Here is a 17,242-nt window from a genome sequence, read left to right as displayed (position 1 = left end):
GTTAATGTCGTACTTGAATTTTAATGAATATCATCGGAAATGGATTTTTACCCATCATTCAATGCCGGTTGACGAGTCTCTTCATTCATTGATTAAGCCAATGACAGCAGAAAGATCTGCACAATTTTGGAAAGAGAACCTGAGTGCACAAAGCCCTGATTCAGAAAGGTTTTCTAATCAAGACTGGCCAACAAAAACCAATAGCTGGTTTAATGTTGTTGATTGGATGAGTGAATGGGAAAGTGACGACAATGCGTTGCCTGAAGAAATTCTGCAACATATTGATTGGCAAGATGATGTGACCGTTTATTTTTGTTATGAAAAATATAATGTTATCGAAACTAAATGGTTTGTTTTTAAGCAAAATTGGAAGAATTTTTTATTTTATGATGATGGCCCAATACTATTGGCGAGAAGACGAAAACAAGCGCTTTGGTTTGCCAGTGATGGCAGTGTAAAACTGGGAGAAAAGTCATAGTGAATGTTTGCCAGAGTAGCCAACTAAAAGGTTATTCATGAACTATAATAGAATTGTATGCTTTGATTTAGAGATGTGCTGTTGGAATATTAACGGTGTGGGTAGTACCGGCGAAATCATCGAAATTGGTTTGGCTGAGATTGACTTAGTGACTCAACAGATAGTGAAGCGAGCACAATATTATGTCAAACCACAACATGATGAAGTGTCGAGTTTTTGTACTGAGCTAACAGGAATTACTGCCAAGAGAATAGAAAAACAAGGTCGTCCACTCGATAGCGTGTTAAAGACGATGGTTAAGAACTTTGGCGGCCGTAATAAAATATATGCCGCTTGGGGGCGAGATGACTTAGTGCTTAGTCAAGAATGCCAACAAAAAGGCTTGTCTGTTCCGTTCCAAGAGTACATTAACTTAGCCACATTGTTTCGTGTACAAAATCGACTTAAAGATAAAAGAATTGGCCATAAACAAGCACAAGAATCTAAAGGGATTGAATGGGAAGGTAGACAACATTCTGGTTATGTAGACGCATATAATTTAGCAAAACTTGCTGTCACAATCCTATAGTCGGAATATTTTACTGATGTTTATTAGATGGGGGTTGGATAAGTTGTAACCTATCAAGTTGAAAATAATCGTTTTAGATAAAAAGAACAAAGGGCTGTGTGCCCTTTGTTCTTTAGATATGGTTATTCTTTAGATATCGTTATTCTTTAAACTAAGTTGTTCTTTTAAAGCAAGATTCATTACCAACACTAAGGCTTCACTACGCTCAACTTAGCACGAATAAATTCGCTGTGGTCAACGTACAGTAATTCTGCTACTTTTCGAATCACCGCGTCTTCTAGTGGATCAATTTCCCCATCAGAATAAGCAACTTGCCACATGGCTTTAATTAATTCAAATCGGTCATTTTGCTCTAGTTGGCGTAATTGAGTAGTAAAATCATACAAAGAGACAGAGTCTTTAATATTTTGCTTCGCTTGTACTATCAGGCTCTCAGCTTCTTGTTCGGTGATATTGAGTAACTGGGAAAGTAGGGTTATTTTTGCTTTTTCTTCGTCTTGTTGGACCTGTGTATCTGCTGCCGCTACTTCGCAAAGTAATGAAGCGATAGCAAGATCAGGGTTATCCAATTGGTTTATTGATAAGTCGTTGCCTTCCAATAATTCTTTAAACATCGATTTAATAGATTTGAACATGCGTTAGCCTTGGTTGTTGCTGTTTATTAAAACATATAGGTGTTTATTATTTTTTCAAGAGATCCTTACGATACTTTACAAATAATGATATAAGGTTAGTTATCAACTTACTCTTTACTTATAAGCTTAATCAATATGTTAGATGGCTATTCTCCTGTATTGCTTGCAATGGCAATTATTTTTCTTGGATCGTTTGTACAAACCGCGATTGGTTTCGGCTTAGCTATTTTAGCTGCACCATTACTTATGTTGTTATCTAATGATTATGTGCCGGTTCCGATAGTTATTATTGCTTTATTTATTACCTCACTTAGCACACTTAAAAATCGTTCAAATATAGAGGTTGGAGAGTTGAAAAGTGCGATTATTGGCCGTATACCGGGTTCCGTTGTTGGTGGGCTATTATTAACCTATGTTTCAGTTCAAGTTTTATCTCTATGGCTAGGCATTATCGTATTGCTCTCTTTGTTAGTCAGCTTACTACCATTTCGCTTAGAGCCAACTAGAAATAAAATGGCCATTGCTGGCTTTTTGTCGGGATTTATGGGTACAAGCTCTGGTATTGGTGGACCGCCAATGGCAATACTATTACAACATCAAGAAGCTAATAAATTTCGCAGCAACCTTTCTGCATTTTTTCTATTTAGCTCAATTATGTCGTTAGTTGTTCAGTGGTTAGTGGGTTACTTAACCGTAGAACATATTTATTTAAGTTTGCCGCTATTACCTGCTGCATGGTTAGGTTATAAGGTAGCAACACTGGTTGCTCATCGTTTATCTAAGCAATGGATCCGATGGTCAGCTCTGAGTTTGTGCTTAATTAGTGGAGTAGGGGCAATAGTAAAAAGTTTTAGCTAATTTAAGCTCTGCGGCCTATCCATTGGATAATGTACTTCAGTGGATAACGAACTTGGCAGAAAAGTGATTACTTAGACTGCCAATTGGCCGGATTGGTTAAAATCTCGAGAACTTCATCACTGTTGTTTTCATGGCTGACAACAATGAGTTTTAGTAAGATTTCAGCTTTTGTCTTGGGGGGTAAATCGGCTTCAAACATAAGCTGAACAATTTTATCTTTTATCATGGTTATTTCGTGTTCAACAAAACCTCGAGCTTCTATTTCGCCGGCGTCTTCTTCTGGTGCATTGTCAAAATGAAGATTGACAAGGTTGCCATCAAAGCTTGCATTGATTAATTGTTCTGGTAACCATTCTTCTCCAGTCACAACGTCAGGATCGGTATTTTCTGGAAGATTAACTAAAAACTGGATTAATTCAGATGTTTTCACAATAGACCGCTTGAGTAAGGTAAGTTTGCGCATTGTAGCGATAATTTTCGCAAAAGCGTAAACAATCTTTATGTTTCCTTTAATGTAATTACTCAAATTAATCACTGAAGGTAAACACTTAACAGGCTACAAGTTATTATGACGGCTGTGATACAATCAGCCCAATTTTTTAAGTCAAGCAGGGTTTTACGTTGACCGGGTCAAATACAAGATCTCAGCCAAATAATGCTAAGAATACAAATAACGCCAACCGTTCTACTAAAGATAGCAGCAAGAACAACAGTTCGGCTCAACTACGTCATGCACTTAAGCAATGCCTCATAAAAGATAGATTTCGACTATCGAAAAGAATTCAAGGTGCCGACAGAATTAAAAATCTTGAGTCGAAGCATGCGGTTTTTGATGAGATAGCATTGGATATTGCTAAATCTATGATGGTTGTCCAGCAGCGACAGCAGCAAACGGCAACGATAGTTTATCCTGAGCAACTTCCCGTTAGCCAAAAAAGAGATGATATAGCCAAAGCGATAGAGCAAAACCAAGTGGTTATTGTGGCAGGTGAAACAGGCTCTGGTAAAACAACCCAGCTACCTAAGATTTGCAGTGAACTTGGTCGAGGAAAATATGGGCTAATTGGTCATACCCAACCTCGTCGTTTAGCGGCTCGTTCCGTCGCGAATCGTATCGCGGAAGAAATGGATACACAGCTTGGCGAATTCGTCGGTTACAAAGTTCGCTTTAACGATCAGGTGTCAGATAACACCCAAGTTAAGTTAATGACGGACGGGATTTTATTGGCGAAAATTCAGCATGACCGCTATTTAAATCAATACGATACAATTATTATTGATGAAGCTCATGAACGCAGTCTCAATATTGATTTCATTTTAGGTTATTTGAAAAACCTTTTGCCTAAGCGCCCTGACCTTAAGGTTATTATTACTTCTGCAACTATTGACCCTGAGCGTTTTTCTAAGCATTTTTTTGATGCACCTATCATTGAAGTATCTGGTCGTACTTTCCCAGTAGACACCCGTTATCGTCCGTTAAACAGTGAAGATGCTGATGATACTGATCAGTTGGAAGGGATATTTAACGCAGTTGATGAGCTGTGTGAAGAGGGGCTGGGTGATATTCTTATCTTTATGAACGGCGAACGAGAGATTAGAGATACCGCCGATGCATTGAATAAAAGAAATTTGCGTGATACCGAAATAGTGCCGTTATACGCGCGATTATCATCTGGCGAGCAAAATAAGATATTTCAGTCACACACTGGTAGACGCATTGTTTTAGCGACTAACGTTGCGGAAACTTCATTGACCGTGCCCGGAATTAGATACGTGATAGATCCCGGCACTGCTCGTATCAGCCGATATAGTTATCGAACCAAAGTTCAACGTTTGCCGATTGAAGCAATCTCACAAGCCAGTGCTAATCAGCGTAAAGGCCGTTGTGGGCGTGTTGCAGAAGGTATTTGCATCCGGTTATATTCAGAGGAAGATTTTTGTTCCAGACCCGAGTTTACCGACCCAGAAATATTAAGGACCAACCTAGCGTCAGTCATTTTACAAATGACAGCACTGGGCTTAGGTGATATTCAAGCCTTTCCGTTTGTTGAAGCGCCGGATAAGCGTAATATTCAAGATGGTGTAAGGTTGCTCGAAGAGTTAGGTGCGATAAATCCTGGTAGTAAAGATGGCAAGAAACAGTTGACCGCCATAGGGAGGAAGGTGGCTAAATTACCTATTGATCCTCGTTTAGCGAGAATGGTGATCGAAGCGACTCGCTATTCCTGCCTAAAAGAAGTCATGGTGATCACGGCTGCTTTATCAATTCAAGATCCGCGGGAGCGCCCAACAGAACATAAACAAGCTTCTGATGAGAAACATCGCCGCTTTTTTGATAAAGAATCTGATTTTTTAACCTTTGTTAATCTGTGGGACTATATCCAAGAACAGCAAAATGCGCTTTCATCCAATCAATTTAGAAAGCAGTGTAAGAAAGATTTTTTAAATTACTTACGTATTCGTGAGTGGCAAGATGTTTATTTTCAATTGCATCAATCGATGCGAGAAATGGATACTAAGTTAAACAGTGCGCCGGGTAACTATGAAAGTATTCATAGTGCGCTATTGGTTGGGTTACTTTCTCATATCGGTTTAAAAGACCAAGAAAAGAACGAATACCAAGGGGCTCGCAATGCTCGTTTCCATATTTTTCCTGCTTCAGGATTATTTAAAAAACAACCTAAATGGATTATTTCTGCTGAACTGGTGGAAACCTCTAAATTGTGGGGACGTGTGGTCGCCAAAATCCAGCCGGAATGGATTGAACCGCTTGCCAAACATTTAATTAAACGAAGTTACAGTGAACCGCACTGGTCTAAAAAGCAAGGTGCGGTTATGGCTTCAGAAAAAGTCATGCTATACGGTATTCCTATTGTCGCTAAGCGGATGGTGAACTACGGCGCGATTGACCCTGTTTTGAGCCGAGAACTCTTTATTCGGAGTGCGTTAGTTGAAGGAGAATGGGACACCAAGCATGCTTTCTTCAGCAATAACAGAAAACTGCTTATTGAAGTTGAAGAGTTAGAGCATAAATCTAGACGACGCGACATTTTGGTTGATGACGATGAATTGTTTGAATTTTATGACCAGCGAGTTGCTACAGATATAGTTTCTGCTAGACATTTTGATAAGTGGTGGAAAGATACAAAAAAAACCAGTCCTGAATTACTTAACTTTGCCAAAGAGATGTTGTATAGAGGAGACGCTAGTCATGTTACGGATTTAGATTATCCAAACTTCTGGTATCAAGATGGTATTAAGTTAAAGCTGACTTATCAATTTGAACCGGGTGAGGATAATGATGGTGTAACGGTGCATATCCCGCTTGCCATTCTTAATCAAGTTGAGTCAAATGGGTTTGATTGGCAGATCCCTGGACTACGGAAAGAGTTGGTGATTAGTTTAATTAAATCTTTGCCGAAATCTTTACGACGGAATTTTGTTCCTGCGCCAAACTATGCCGAGGCATTTTTAGCGAGAGTTACGGCACAAGACATGCCATTACTAGACTCATTAGAAAAAGAGTTGCGTCGAATCACTGGCACCGAAGTGTTGCGTGATGACTGGAACCTAGAACAAATTCCTGATCATTTAAAAATGACTTTCCGAGCGATCGATCATAAAAGACGCAAACTGAAAGAGCATAAAGATCTGCATGAATTAAAAGACAGCCTTAAAGAACAAGTGCAAAAAACCTTATCCCAAGTTGCGGATGATGATATTGAACAGCAAGGATTACATACTTGGAGCTTTGGTGAATTGCCTAAAGTTTATCAGCAAAAACGCGGTGGTTTTGATGTTAAGGCTTTCCCCGCTATAGTAGATAGTAAAGATAGTGTTGAGATAAAGCTGTTTGAAACAGAGCAAGAGCAACTGCAAGCGATGAGAGCTGGCCAGAGAAGATTAATCTTATTAAATGTACCATCGCCAATTAAATACTTACATACTAACTTGCCCAATAAATCTAAGCTTGGCCTCTATTTCAATCAGTATGGTAAAGTACTAGATCTAATAGATGATTGTATTGCCTGTGGTATTGATAAGTTAATTGAAGAACATGGCGGTCTGGTTTGGCAAGTAGAAAGGTTTAACAGTCTAAAAGAAACGATTCGTGCTGAATTAGGCGACACTGTTGTGAACATTGCACAACAAGTGGAAACGATTTTAACCACCGCCTTTGCGATTAATAAGAAATTAAAGGGCAAAGTTGATTTTACTATGGCATTTGCATTGTCAGATATCAAAGCTCAGCTTGAAGGTCTTATTTTCAAGGGATTTGCAACAGAGTGTGGGTGGAAAAAATTGCCAGATATCCTACGCTATTTAAAAGCGATAGAGCGTCGAATGGAAAAGCTGCCAATTGATCCAAATAGAGATAGATTGCATATGCTCAAAATTGAGTCAATACAAAAGGACTACCGTGAATTACTTAATAAAATACCGAAAGGTATAGCGATTCCGGAAAACGTCAAAGAAATACGCTGGATGATTGAAGAGCTGAGGGTTAGCTACTTTGCACAACAGCTCGGAACACCTTATCCTGTGTCGGATAAAAGAATTAAAAACGCAATTGATGCATGTTAGGCAAGAAAATTGCTTTAAACTAGGTATGATAGAAAATACGCAACGTTTGAGGCAAAGGTATGCCCCATTCGGGATATAATAAGTAGGTAGAATATAACTCAGTATTTTAACTAAACGTACGATTTAAAATACAAGTATGCATTCAGATTATAATTAAGAAGGTAAGGTATGAAAAAAACTCTATTAGCAATAGCTTTGGCTAGCTTTACTACAACCGCTGCAGCAGATGCATTAATCTACGGTGGAGCGATGGTAGGCCAATCAGATTATGATGGCGAAACATCGACATCAACGGAGATTCATGTTGGTACTGGTTTATTGCCGTTTATTGGTATCGAAGGTGGGTATATTGATCATGGTTCATTTGATGTTGCGAGTGGCGAGTTAAACGCTAGCTCACTTTATGCAGCGGTTCGCCCGAGTATTGATTTAGGGCCTTTACATATCTATGGTCGTGCAGGACTACACTCTTGGAATTCTGACATTTCTGGTACGACAGTAGAAGACGATGGTATCGATCCAATGTACGGCGTTGGTGTTGAGTACTTTCTGTTTGGACCAATTGCTATCGGTGCCGGTTACCATGTTTATAAAATGGATAACGAAGATGTGAAAAATTTCTCATTAACGGCGACTTTTCACTTTTTATAATTATCTGATTGGTTGACACAAAAATACCAAGCTTGAAATAGAAACACCAAGTTAGCATTTTGCCGACTTGGTGTTTTGCTTTTTTGCTGTTGGTTGTTAAACAGCGAGAATACAAATTACGTGGTTAGAAGATAATTAGAATCTTACAATAGAGAGGGATACTTGTGATACGGGTTGTTTTTCTTCTTCAATGGATAAGAATAAAGATTGTTCACAACAAGGGCATGTCGGTGTTTTATGATTTTCTTCAAAATCGATGTCGATGGCCATATTGCAGGTAGCACATACGTAAGTGCCTGTTGGAAAATGGGTAGTCGAAACTGCAGGTTGGGCACAGGGCTCATAATCCATTTCATTTCTCCTTTTAGTTGTTGCTAAGCTACAATGTATCGCTTCTGGACTCATTTGTCTAAATGGCTATGTCATCAAGTAGATGTGCGTAGCATTTAGTGTAAGAAAAGAAAATAAGCAGTTTAAGTTAATGTCGCATGGATCAAGATTAGTGATCGTATATATACAACTGCTAAGATTTACAGCACAATAAAATTATCAATTTAACCAGTATTAGGACTAGGCCGTGTCAGACGACAGTGAAATTTTGCGTGTTCATTTACCATCGCTGATACACCGAATTGGCTCAAAATGGGTAAAAATATCGCAACTTATTGCTCAAGAAAATGAGTGCCAACTGAAAAGAGTTCGTCGCTCTAGAAACTGGCAAATAACAGGAAAAGCCAGCAATGTAAATTGTTGCCTTAATCAGCTTAAAAGTAACTATTCAATTGAAACACATTATCTGATTAAAAAATTGGAAAGTAACTTGGTAGCGGCTGACTTTATCGATGAGACACCACAGCAGATGTTAGTTCGGCTAGTAATTGAAAAGCCGACGATCACGCTATCTGAGTTGATGGAATTGACAAATTGCTCACTTTTAGAAGCGAGACAAGCGAGATTTCAAGCCGATATATTTTAACCTCATACCTCATACCATTGGTAACGATATTATTATCTGCTGCTTTTTTTGAGCATGTCGGTTAATAAATCATCTGGTTTTTTGGGTTTAGAGAAGTAAAACCCTTGAACCATATCGCAACCAATAGACATAAGATGTTTCAACTGTTGTTCCGTTTCTACTCCTTCAGCAATAACTGACAAGTTTAAATTATGGGCTAAATCGACAATAGATTGAACAATGGTTTTATCGTGTATGTCATTGGTCACGTTGCGAATAAACGAACGATCAATTTTAAGGTTATTGGCTTTGAGGCTTTTTAAATACGATAAGGATGAATAGCCTGTTCCAAAATCGTCTATGGCGATGGTTACGCCAATAGCTTCTAGTCGGCTCAATATATAGATTACTTTTTGTGTATCGCGAATCAATATGGATTCGGTTACTTCTAACTCGATTTGCGTTGGTTTAATACGTTCTTTATTTAGAATGGCAAGGAAACTATCATGGAAATTCGCTTGCTCAATTTGTTGTATTGAAATATTGATTGCTATACGCCCCTCAAACTTCCATCCTTTTGAGCGCCAGATTTTCAACTGTTGGCAAGCTTGTTGAATGACCCAATCTCCAATCTCCGCCATTAAACTGTGTTTTTCTGCAATTGGAATAAAATCGACGGGGCTCACGTTACCTAATTCGGGATCTTTCCAACGTAAAAGCGCTTCTAAGCCAACAATTTTATTGGTTTGTAATTGATATTTAGGCTGATACTCCAAAGAAAACTGTTGATTGTCTATTGCTTGAGCTAACTTATTGGAAAGTATGACTTCACGGTTATGTTCATAGCCAATAATAGTGGTATACGCGATATAGTTTTTATTCAAAGATTTTGCTTTATACATCGCTAAATCTGATCGAGACAAAAGTTCTTTGAGATTACTTCCATCTTTTGGCCAGTTTGCCGAACCAACGCTGACACCTAAGTGATATTTTTTATCGAGGGCAGTGATTGGAGTTATTAAAGAATCGACTAATTTTTGTGCTAGAAGTGCGGTACTGGTTAATGTGGCGTGTTTATGAATAATGACAAATTCGTCGCCACCAACTCGTGCAATAAAGTCATCTTGAGTCAGCTGTTGAGAAAAACGTTCGGCAACCGCTTTTAATGCGGCATCACCTGCCAAATGACCATGGGTATCATTGAGTTCTTTAAACTTATTCAAATCGGCGAACAATATGCTGAAACTATGATATTTTGTGCTTTGAGCGTGTTTTAATAATGATTCAGATTCATTGATAAAATGTGCTCGATTCGGTAAACCGGTGAGATTATCGTAATGTGTTAGTTTTTGTATTCTATCTTCAGCTAATTTTTGCGTGGTAATATCTTTTTTCTCGGCTAAAAAGCAGATCACTTCGCCATCATTATTAACTATCGGTGATATAACGGTTTCTGCTATATATTCATTTCCATTCCGATGTAAATTAATGAAAGTACCTCGCCATTGTTTCCCGGCTTGTAAACAAATATGCAAATCTCGATAAGTTTCTTTAGACGTTTGATTTGATTTTAAGATCCTAGGGTTTTGACCAATCACTTGTTGAAGGCTATAGCCACTAAGATGCTCAAATTTCTTATTTACGTAAACAATATTTTTACTTATATCAGTAATAACGACAGCATTGGAGCTTTGATCGACAATAGAAAAAAACAGCGAGGAGTCGTTTTTTTTGTCCATGACTAAGTGCTCTAGTTCGGTTGATATTGGAGTTATAGAGTTTGGTGCTAAAAAACCTTCTTCTAAAGCATCGAATAAATGCGAGTTCGAACGATGTGTGGCGTCATTGTTGTCTTTCATTTGGTATTCTATTACCTATAACTACAAGCAGATTGAAATTTTAATAAATCGAACGTTTGATTAGTTTTAATGATTTAACGGACTAGTAACTTATTTTACAGTACAAGATACTATCATAAGTTATTGATCAGGTGGGCGCAATGGGCGTATAGAAGCTGATGTCATACATTGATAAAAATAGTGAGTTAATCTGACTGTTTGTATTTATCGTCGATTTTATTTCTTTATTATTTAGCTTATATGCCTATTGGCTTGATAGTCTATGGCGTAGACAAATATTCAAAAAGTTGTGGTAAAGCAGATAGACTAGGCAAAGATTTTAATGATAAACCAGCTTCATCTCTGTTAGTAAAATAATAATTATCGTTAGCCCATTGTTCATGGTCAATATGCTCACCAATAAAAATATTTTCTAACACATTGATGTCAAAAGAAATATGATTGTCTTTCCAGTTTGGTAAACCTAAGAATTGATTTCCTTTTTCTCTTTCCATAATCACTAAATTACTTAGAATCTTGATATTGTGATTTCTGTTTAATGCCATTTTTTCCAAACCATAACCGATGACTTGTCTATTTTGAGTATTATTATTTTGGTGCAAAATAGAGTTGGTAATAATAAGTTCTCCACCATTGGCTATATCGATAAGACGACTGTCAAGACCAGTACTAGTGGAAATTAAACTATGGTTAATGGTGGTTTTTTTCGATCGAGACTTGATGGCATGCGCTTGACTAAGCATGGAAGTAAATGAAGAGTTCTCAATGATTAATTCATTGCCATTACTATAAATACCATGCGCTCTTCCATTATAACCTAAGCGTTCAAAACGACTGTATTTGACTAACATTCGGCCATTATTATGGCTTTCGAGTATCCCTTGTTCACTATCATGAAAATATACATTCGATACGGTAATATTTTCCCCTTGGTGCCTTATGCAGGCGCCATTATTGGACGTTGATTGAATTTTACTGCACTCGATATTTTCGATGGTTATATTGTTTCCAGAAGTAATAATTGCTGCTTTATTTTCGATGATGGCATTTATAAAGTGGGTACCTTGACTGCCAGACAGTAGAACATTATCGGCTTTAATATGTATACCTTGCGAGTAGATGCCTGGCCCTAAATATATTGTGCTGTCATCAACGATAAGCTTTTCTGCCTCTTGCATATTTGCCACACTCATTCCATCGACTACTATTTCAAGGTCTTTTAAGACAGCAGAGTAGGATGGCAGTTGGAAAAATAGCAAAAGAAGAACCAAGAGACGTACCATAATAAATTCCTTTCATCACAACATTGTATCTGCAGCACTTGTTACGCTAAACGATATTTGTTTATCAGTATAGAACATTAAATACAAAATTTTGACACCGTCAATAAATTTTCTATACTGCCAACATACATTTCGGATATAGATTCCGCTTATTAAGTTGATTTTATAGTGATTGTGTTGGCGTATAGATGACCTCTGAACAGACATGACACGATACTATTGGTCTTAATATGTCGATATTGTTAATATGTGATGACATTTATAATAGAGTCAGCCACTCCTATTTGTGGTAAATTGTCGGTGGTCTCTTTTAATAACTATTTATTCAACGTTCATCAGGAATTAGTAATCTCAAAGTAAAATAAAGGTGATTAAATTAGCTTTGTTGGCTACCCCTTGGACGGCGGTAGTTGTAAACTAATATAAGTTATCGTGTATTGCTACAAATCAAAGGAAGGTTAATGTCGTACCAACTTATTCTCATCAGTGTTTCTGCTTTAGTCGCTATTGGAATACTTTTACACCACCCATCTCGTACTTTTGGTATGCCATCTCTTCTTATATTTATGGGCGTGGGATTAATGTTGGGAAATGGCGAATTTAATTTTGTTTATGATAATTTACAAACGACATCTTTAGTTGGTGCAATAGCGCTGAACGTCATTGTTTTTGTGGGAGGCCTCAATACACCAATGGCTAGTGTGCGTATTGCTTATCGTGAAGGAGGGATTCTATCTACGTTAGGTGTGTTATTTACCACATTGTTCTTTGCGATATTAATTTCATTTGTATTAGATTTACCATTTATACATTGCTTACTTTTTGCGGCTATTGTGTCCTCAACCGACGCCGCCGCGGTTTTTTCAATTCTTCAATCGAAAAAGCTTCATTTGAAAGAACAGACCGACACTGTGCTAGAATTTGAATCGGCAACCAATGACCCAATCGCACTTATTTTAGTGGTCCTTCTTACTGAACTTGCTCTTGCGCCTGACCTGCCAATTTCCGCAAGAACCATTGGGACTGAATTGTTCATTCAAATATTTTGCGGCTTAACGGTTGCTTTTTTGGTTGGCAAGCTTAGCGTTTGGTTGCTTAATCACATTAAACTCAACGAGTATGGGTTAATTCCGGTATTTATTCTTTGTAGTTTTACCTTGGCGACTTATGGCAGTGAGTTTGCCGGTGGAAACATTCTATTAGCGTCCTATGTGGTCGGCGTTGTGATCGGTAATGGAGTAAGAAGGGGACGTGAAGTAAGTAAACATTTCTTTAATAGTCTCTCGTGGTTGGCTCAAGCATTGATGTTTATCGTACTAGGCTTACAAATATTCCCTCAACAATTATTTGGTGTTTTTGTCCACTCATTGGTTCCTGCCGCGTTATTAATTTTGGTCGCCAGGCCGTTAGCGGTTCAAGCTTGTTATTTGTTGTTTCCTAAAGCTACTTGGAAAAAACGCTTATTTATTTCTGCGATTGGTTTAAAAGGTGCGACTCCGATGGTGTTTGCTTTAATCCCTGCGGCGGCTGGTGTTAGTGGGTCATTAACGATCGTGAATATGGTCTTTTTTATCGTACTTATTTCGGTATTCTGCCAAGGAAGTGCGATTGATCCATTGGCAAAAAAATTACAACTTAATATTGGGCCCGAAAAATAACCTCGAGGCCTACTAGTTAAAAATTTTACTGGTGGGCTAGGTTGTTTGTCGACATTTCTAAATAGCCCATTGACCTAAATGCAGGTAGCAGAAAGAACTAAATACAAATCAATAATCTATTTTCTTGATATATCCGTGTAGTGACATATTCTTTAGTATGAATATACTAATAATTATACCAATACTTGCTCATTCCATGTTGTTAGTTTTTTGATATAAACAGTATTAATTATAAGGTCGTATAGCAAAAGGTATTGGTAAATAAAGGTTAGAAGGATTGTCATCACATATGATCAGGTCTATTTTGGCCTTGCTTCTACTATTCAGTAGCGGTTTGTTTGCAGCCGATATCACGATTAATGACTCTTTCAAACAGTTAAACTTGAAAGGGTCACTGCGCACCGCATTGGATATTCAGCAAAGTAGTGTCGAGCAGATACAAGTTTCAGCCATTTTTGAAACGAGTTTGTACCAACAATCTATATCTCCAAATAATGATGTTTATTGGTATAGAATCGACGTGTCTGCAAACCAACTTAATCAACCAAAAGCTCTAGTGCTCGTTTCGGAAAATCATCTGTTACAATTTTTGGATGTTTATCTATTCAAACAAGATCAACTAGTTAATAGCATAAAGCTCGGGGTTAACGATCGTCCAGTGCCACAAGCTATATATACTGGTGATGCTTTTCGGTTTTCGATTGATTCTGAACAAACTCTTACATTACTGATTCGAAAACAAAGTGATGGTCCCGTGATTATGCCGTTGAGTTTAATGGACGAGCAAACTTTTAAATATACTGAGTTTGCTACATTATTTCTCTGGGGCTGCGCGATCGGAATATTCCTTGCTTTAGCGTTATATAACGGTTTCATTTTTTCATTGAATCCTAATAGCGCTCAATATGCATGGTATATGTTATTTCAGTTATTTATGTTTCTCCAATTTGCACCATTGCATGGATTTGGCTATTTGATTATGCCTGATGCACTTTGTCGTTGGCTTGCTAATCACATGGGGGTATTACATTTATTAACTGGCTGGTGTGCATTGATGTTTGGTCAACACTTCATTGATATTAAGAAATTTCAGCCTCGAATTGGCTGGGTGATTGATAAAAGTAAGTGGGTTTTCCCATTCGTTTTAGTCTTGAGTTACAATTTGCTTGAGCTACAACGTATGATTATTAATATCCCGTTTATTATTATTGTTAGCTATATTTGTATTTCTACAGCTGTGATTGCATTAAGACAGCGGTATTACCCCGCATCATATTATCTACTCTCTTGGCTATGTACCGTTATTGGTGCAACTTGTGGGTATCTTACTTACATTAATATATTGCCGCAAAATATCGTTACCATGCATAGTTTTCTTATTGGTTCACTGACTGAACTTTATCTGCTGTCGATTAGTTTAGCTAAACGGTTGCAATACCAAGAACAACAAAAGAAGCATCAAAGGTTAATCGATCAAACTCTGAATATGCCTAATCAGAACTTCTATCAGCATGTACTCAAGGATCAGTTTATTACCCGTGGGATTGATTTGAAACGTATTAAATTGGTGTTGATTTACCTAGAAGGTATCGACCATCTTATTAGTGCGTTAGGCACAGAGAGAGTGACCTCTGAGCTTAATAATCTTTACCATAACATATCAAGCAAGGTGTCAAATTTACCATGGCACATTGATCTGGTTTTAGACAAAAAGTATTTTTGTGTTTGTATTCCTCCTCAACAAGTATTGTTGTTTGTCAACGATGATCAAACGACCGAGAAACAAATAGAACAATTGTTGACTATTTGGGGACAAGGTTTGGCAGATAGCCGTTATTTAGTCGACTTGCATATGACTGCATCAAGTTCTCGGGTACTTAACTCAGATGATGATTTTCCACTGTTGCACCAAACGGCTTATCTTGCTTTACTAGAAGCACAAAAACGTGGACTGAAATGGCTACCGTTCAATCAGAAAATGACCGAGAGAGTTGAGCAAAATGTTAGGATTCATCAACTGTTAAAAGAAGCAATAGCTCGACAAGAACTTGATATTTACATACAACCTCAACTAGATCTTACGACCAACAAAGTCATTGCTGGCGAAGCTTTAATGCGTTGGTTCCATCCATCTTTAGGGCGAGTTGCACCAAGTGTATTTATTCCAATCGCAGAGCAAGGTGGTTTGCTTCATGATTTGACTCGTATTGCATTTGAAAAAATGTTTGCTTGGTTACAGCGGCATCCAGTGACTATCAATTTATCTATTAATATTTCGGTACTGGACTTACAACAAAAAGGTTTTGTTGATTTCTTGCAATTTACCAGTGAAAAATATTCAGTAGATGCTCGCTTAATTACTTTAGAAATTACAGAGTCGCAAGAGCTAGACAATTCGAAGGAACTATTAGATAAAATCACCGCGATAAAAAAGCTAGGTTTTTCTATTTCTATCGATGATTTTGGAACAGGTTATTCATCAATGGCTTACCTAAGCCAATTAAATATTGATGAAGTTAAAATTGATATGATATTTGTTAAAAATATTCAAGATAACACCACTAATCAAACGATTGTAAAAACGTTATTAAATATGGCCGACGCGCTTGGTGCGCAGGTGGTCATCGAAGGAATTGAAACGGAAAAAGAGTTGCAAATGATTAGGACACTCGGAGGCAGTGTCGGGCAGGGGTATTTTTGGTCTCCTGCTATTGCTATGAATGAGTTTGAGAAGCGATTTCTTTAGCCACAAAGTGACGGGTACTATTGGCTAAAGGTGTCACGCTTGAAGGCGAGTAACCGAAGCGTTTTTTAAAAACATTACTAAAGTGAAATGGATCCGAAAAACCGAGTTCAGTTGCTACTTGAGATACGTTTTTATTTCCGCGTTTTAGTACACCCAGTGCAATGTCGATTTTCAATTGAAGATAATAGTCTTTGGGTGACTTGTTGGTATGGGTCAAAAATTGCTTACGCAAATGTTGTTCACTGCAACCAACAAATGTTGCCATTGATTTAACTTGCCAGTTCTCCGACAAACGATGGTGCATTTCCTCTATAACAAACTTTACATTATTATAAGATTTGGAGTGAGGTTCATGGTTTAACATTGTAAGCCATTCATAAAATATTTTATTAAATAATGCTGCAGCATAAAAACGAGCAAGTTTTTCTTTTTGTTCTAACGTATTGATAAGTTCATCAAATTGAATTTCGAAATGTCTATGATTGTCGATCTGGATCACTTTTTCTTTAGGTATTAATTTATAAATTTCTGGCTCTATATATATTTCTATCCAAAATAGCTTCCAAATTAAGCCATTACATTGATAGCTTTTTATTGTTTTAGGATCTAGAAATGTCAAGTTATTACCAAGCGTTTTAATTTCTTTTTTGTCATTTAATCTTATGATTCCATTACCTTTTTCTGTATATATTATCACTAGTGTGTTATCAGAAAAAGGCAGTTTTCTATCTCTTGGCCAAGCGTTGATATAACTTTCGTCACCGGTCACATCCCAAAATGAACGGATGCTAACACTGCTGAACTTCACATTTTTAGTAATAACTAATGGTTCATTCTTCATAGTTTCGTTTTTTACATTCATTGGTTCGTAACGTACATAGGATGATGTATTAAATTAAATTATATTTCCATAGGTAAACAAAAAGATAATTATCTTTGTGATGGAGAGTAGGCATTAAGTACTCAT

The 17,242-nt window shown here is 37.4% G+C and carries 14 protein-coding genes; 8 read left to right on the top strand and 6 right to left on the bottom strand.

Features of this window, described 5'->3' with window-relative positions:
• Positions 1-4: 4 nt before the first annotated feature.
• A complete protein-coding gene (locus tag ACLKML_RS18985; RefSeq protein WP_413284529.1) occupies positions 5-478 on the top strand; it encodes a DUF2947 domain-containing protein in 474 nt (157 codons plus the stop codon).
• 37 nt (positions 479-515) lie between these two features.
• Entirely contained in the window at positions 516-1,046 is a 531-nt protein-coding gene (locus ACLKML_RS18980) for an exonuclease domain-containing protein (RefSeq protein ID WP_413284528.1), read from the top strand.
• A 188-nt stretch (positions 1,047-1,234) separates the two neighbouring features.
• On the opposite strand, the gene ACLKML_RS18975 is transcribed toward ACLKML_RS18980, so the two are convergent.
• Complete coding sequence (locus ACLKML_RS18975) at positions 1,235-1,681, bottom strand: TerB family tellurite resistance protein (RefSeq protein ID WP_413284527.1); 447 nt, start codon at positions 1,679-1,681, stop codon at positions 1,235-1,237.
• Positions 1,682-1,816: 135 nt separating this feature from the next.
• Between ACLKML_RS18975 and ACLKML_RS18970 the strand changes: the two genes are divergently transcribed.
• Positions 1,817-2,539 (top strand): sulfite exporter TauE/SafE family protein, encoded by a 723-nt coding sequence (locus tag ACLKML_RS18970; RefSeq protein WP_413284526.1) that lies wholly within the window; start codon positions 1,817-1,819, stop codon positions 2,537-2,539.
• Positions 2,540-2,606: 67 nt separating this feature from the next.
• Here the strand turns inward: ACLKML_RS18970 and ACLKML_RS18965 are convergent, their stop codons facing one another.
• Positions 2,607-2,969, bottom strand: coding sequence for a hypothetical protein (locus ACLKML_RS18965; protein ID WP_413284525.1), 363 nt, complete (start codon positions 2,967-2,969; stop codon positions 2,607-2,609).
• Positions 2,970-3,160: 191 nt separating this feature from the next.
• Here ACLKML_RS18965 and hrpA point away from each other — a divergent pair, with 191 nt between their 5' ends.
• Both hrpA and ACLKML_RS18955 read left to right on the top strand, forming a co-directional pair.
• On the top strand, positions 3,161-7,123 hold the full coding sequence (hrpA, locus tag ACLKML_RS18960) for an ATP-dependent RNA helicase HrpA (protein WP_413284524.1): 3,963 nt from the start codon (positions 3,161-3,163) through the stop codon (positions 7,121-7,123).
• A 168-nt stretch (positions 7,124-7,291) separates the two neighbouring features.
• On the top strand, positions 7,292-7,774 hold the full coding sequence (locus ACLKML_RS18955; protein WP_413284523.1) for an outer membrane beta-barrel protein: 483 nt from the start codon (positions 7,292-7,294) through the stop codon (positions 7,772-7,774).
• Between the two features lie 135 nt (positions 7,775-7,909).
• Here ACLKML_RS18955 and ACLKML_RS18950 read toward each other — a convergent pair whose 3' ends face one another.
• Positions 7,910-8,125 carry a hypothetical protein gene (locus ACLKML_RS18950; RefSeq protein ID WP_413284522.1) on the bottom strand — a complete coding sequence of 72 codons (216 nt, stop codon included), beginning with the start codon at positions 8,123-8,125 and terminating at the stop codon, positions 7,910-7,912.
• 226 nt (positions 8,126-8,351) lie between these two features.
• Between ACLKML_RS18950 and ACLKML_RS18945 the strand changes: the two genes are divergently transcribed.
• Positions 8,352-8,750 carry a ribosome recycling factor family protein gene (locus tag ACLKML_RS18945; protein ID WP_413284521.1) on the top strand — a complete coding sequence of 133 codons (399 nt, stop codon included), beginning with the start codon at positions 8,352-8,354 and terminating at the stop codon, positions 8,748-8,750.
• A 32-nt stretch (positions 8,751-8,782) separates the two neighbouring features.
• Here the strand turns inward: ACLKML_RS18945 and ACLKML_RS18940 are convergent, their stop codons facing one another.
• Both ACLKML_RS18940 and ACLKML_RS18935 read right to left on the bottom strand, forming a co-directional pair.
• Positions 8,783-10,588 (bottom strand): EAL domain-containing protein, encoded by a 1,806-nt coding sequence (locus tag ACLKML_RS18940; protein WP_413284520.1) that lies wholly within the window; start codon positions 10,586-10,588, stop codon positions 8,783-8,785.
• 260 nt (positions 10,589-10,848) lie between these two features.
• Positions 10,849-11,871, bottom strand: coding sequence for a hypothetical protein (locus ACLKML_RS18935; RefSeq protein WP_413284519.1), 1,023 nt, complete (start codon positions 11,869-11,871; stop codon positions 10,849-10,851).
• Between the two features lie 461 nt (positions 11,872-12,332).
• On the opposite strand from ACLKML_RS18935, the gene ACLKML_RS18930 reads away from it, so the two are divergent.
• Together ACLKML_RS18930 and ACLKML_RS18925 are read left to right on the top strand one after the other, a co-directional pair.
• A complete protein-coding gene (locus ACLKML_RS18930) occupies positions 12,333-13,529 on the top strand; it encodes a potassium/proton antiporter (RefSeq protein WP_413284518.1) in 1,197 nt (398 codons plus the stop codon).
• A 289-nt stretch (positions 13,530-13,818) separates the two neighbouring features.
• Positions 13,819-16,275 carry an EAL domain-containing protein gene (locus ACLKML_RS18925; protein ID WP_413284517.1) on the top strand — a complete coding sequence of 819 codons (2,457 nt, stop codon included), beginning with the start codon at positions 13,819-13,821 and terminating at the stop codon, positions 16,273-16,275.
• Here the strand turns inward: ACLKML_RS18925 and ACLKML_RS18920 are convergent.
• Complete coding sequence (locus tag ACLKML_RS18920; RefSeq protein ID WP_413284516.1) at positions 16,244-17,137, bottom strand: AraC family transcriptional regulator; 894 nt, start codon at positions 17,135-17,137, stop codon at positions 16,244-16,246. The genes ACLKML_RS18925 and ACLKML_RS18920 overlap by 32 nt on opposite strands.
• Positions 17,138-17,242: the final 105 nt, after the last annotated feature.

The sequence above is a fragment of the Vibrio sp. MA40-2 genome (assembly GCF_047302445.1).
Taxonomy (GTDB): domain Bacteria; phylum Pseudomonadota; class Gammaproteobacteria; order Enterobacterales; family Vibrionaceae; genus Vibrio.
Note: the sequence above shows the minus strand (reverse complement) of the source record. Positions and strands in the feature narration are given on the sequence as shown.

What these genes read in the sequence shown, in the direction of transcription:
- ACLKML_RS18920 (WP_413284516.1), bottom strand. Translation starts at nt 17,137, where the DNA reads ATGAATGTAAAAAACGAAACTATGAAGAATGAACCATTAGTTATTACT.
- ACLKML_RS18930 (WP_413284518.1), top strand. Translation starts at nt 12,333, where the DNA reads ATGTCGTACCAACTTATTCTCATCAGTGTTTCTGCTTTAGTCGCTATT.
- ACLKML_RS18950 (WP_413284522.1), bottom strand. Translation starts at nt 8,125, where the DNA reads ATGGATTATGAGCCCTGTGCCCAACCTGCAGTTTCGACTACCCATTTT.
- ACLKML_RS18955 (WP_413284523.1), top strand. Translation starts at nt 7,292, where the DNA reads ATGAAAAAAACTCTATTAGCAATAGCTTTGGCTAGCTTTACTACAACC.
- ACLKML_RS18940 (WP_413284520.1), bottom strand. Translation starts at nt 10,588, where the DNA reads ATGAAAGACAACAATGACGCCACACATCGTTCGAACTCGCATTTATTC.
- ACLKML_RS18980 (WP_413284528.1), top strand. Translation starts at nt 516, where the DNA reads ATGAACTATAATAGAATTGTATGCTTTGATTTAGAGATGTGCTGTTGG.
- ACLKML_RS18935 (WP_413284519.1), bottom strand. Translation starts at nt 11,871, where the DNA reads ATGGTACGTCTCTTGGTTCTTCTTTTGCTATTTTTCCAACTGCCATCC.
- ACLKML_RS18975 (WP_413284527.1), bottom strand. Translation starts at nt 1,681, where the DNA reads ATGTTCAAATCTATTAAATCGATGTTTAAAGAATTATTGGAAGGCAAC.
- ACLKML_RS18925 (WP_413284517.1), top strand. Translation starts at nt 13,819, where the DNA reads ATGATCAGGTCTATTTTGGCCTTGCTTCTACTATTCAGTAGCGGTTTG.
- ACLKML_RS18970 (WP_413284526.1), top strand. Translation starts at nt 1,817, where the DNA reads ATGTTAGATGGCTATTCTCCTGTATTGCTTGCAATGGCAATTATTTTT.
- ACLKML_RS18985 (WP_413284529.1), top strand. Translation starts at nt 5, where the DNA reads ATGTCGTACTTGAATTTTAATGAATATCATCGGAAATGGATTTTTACC.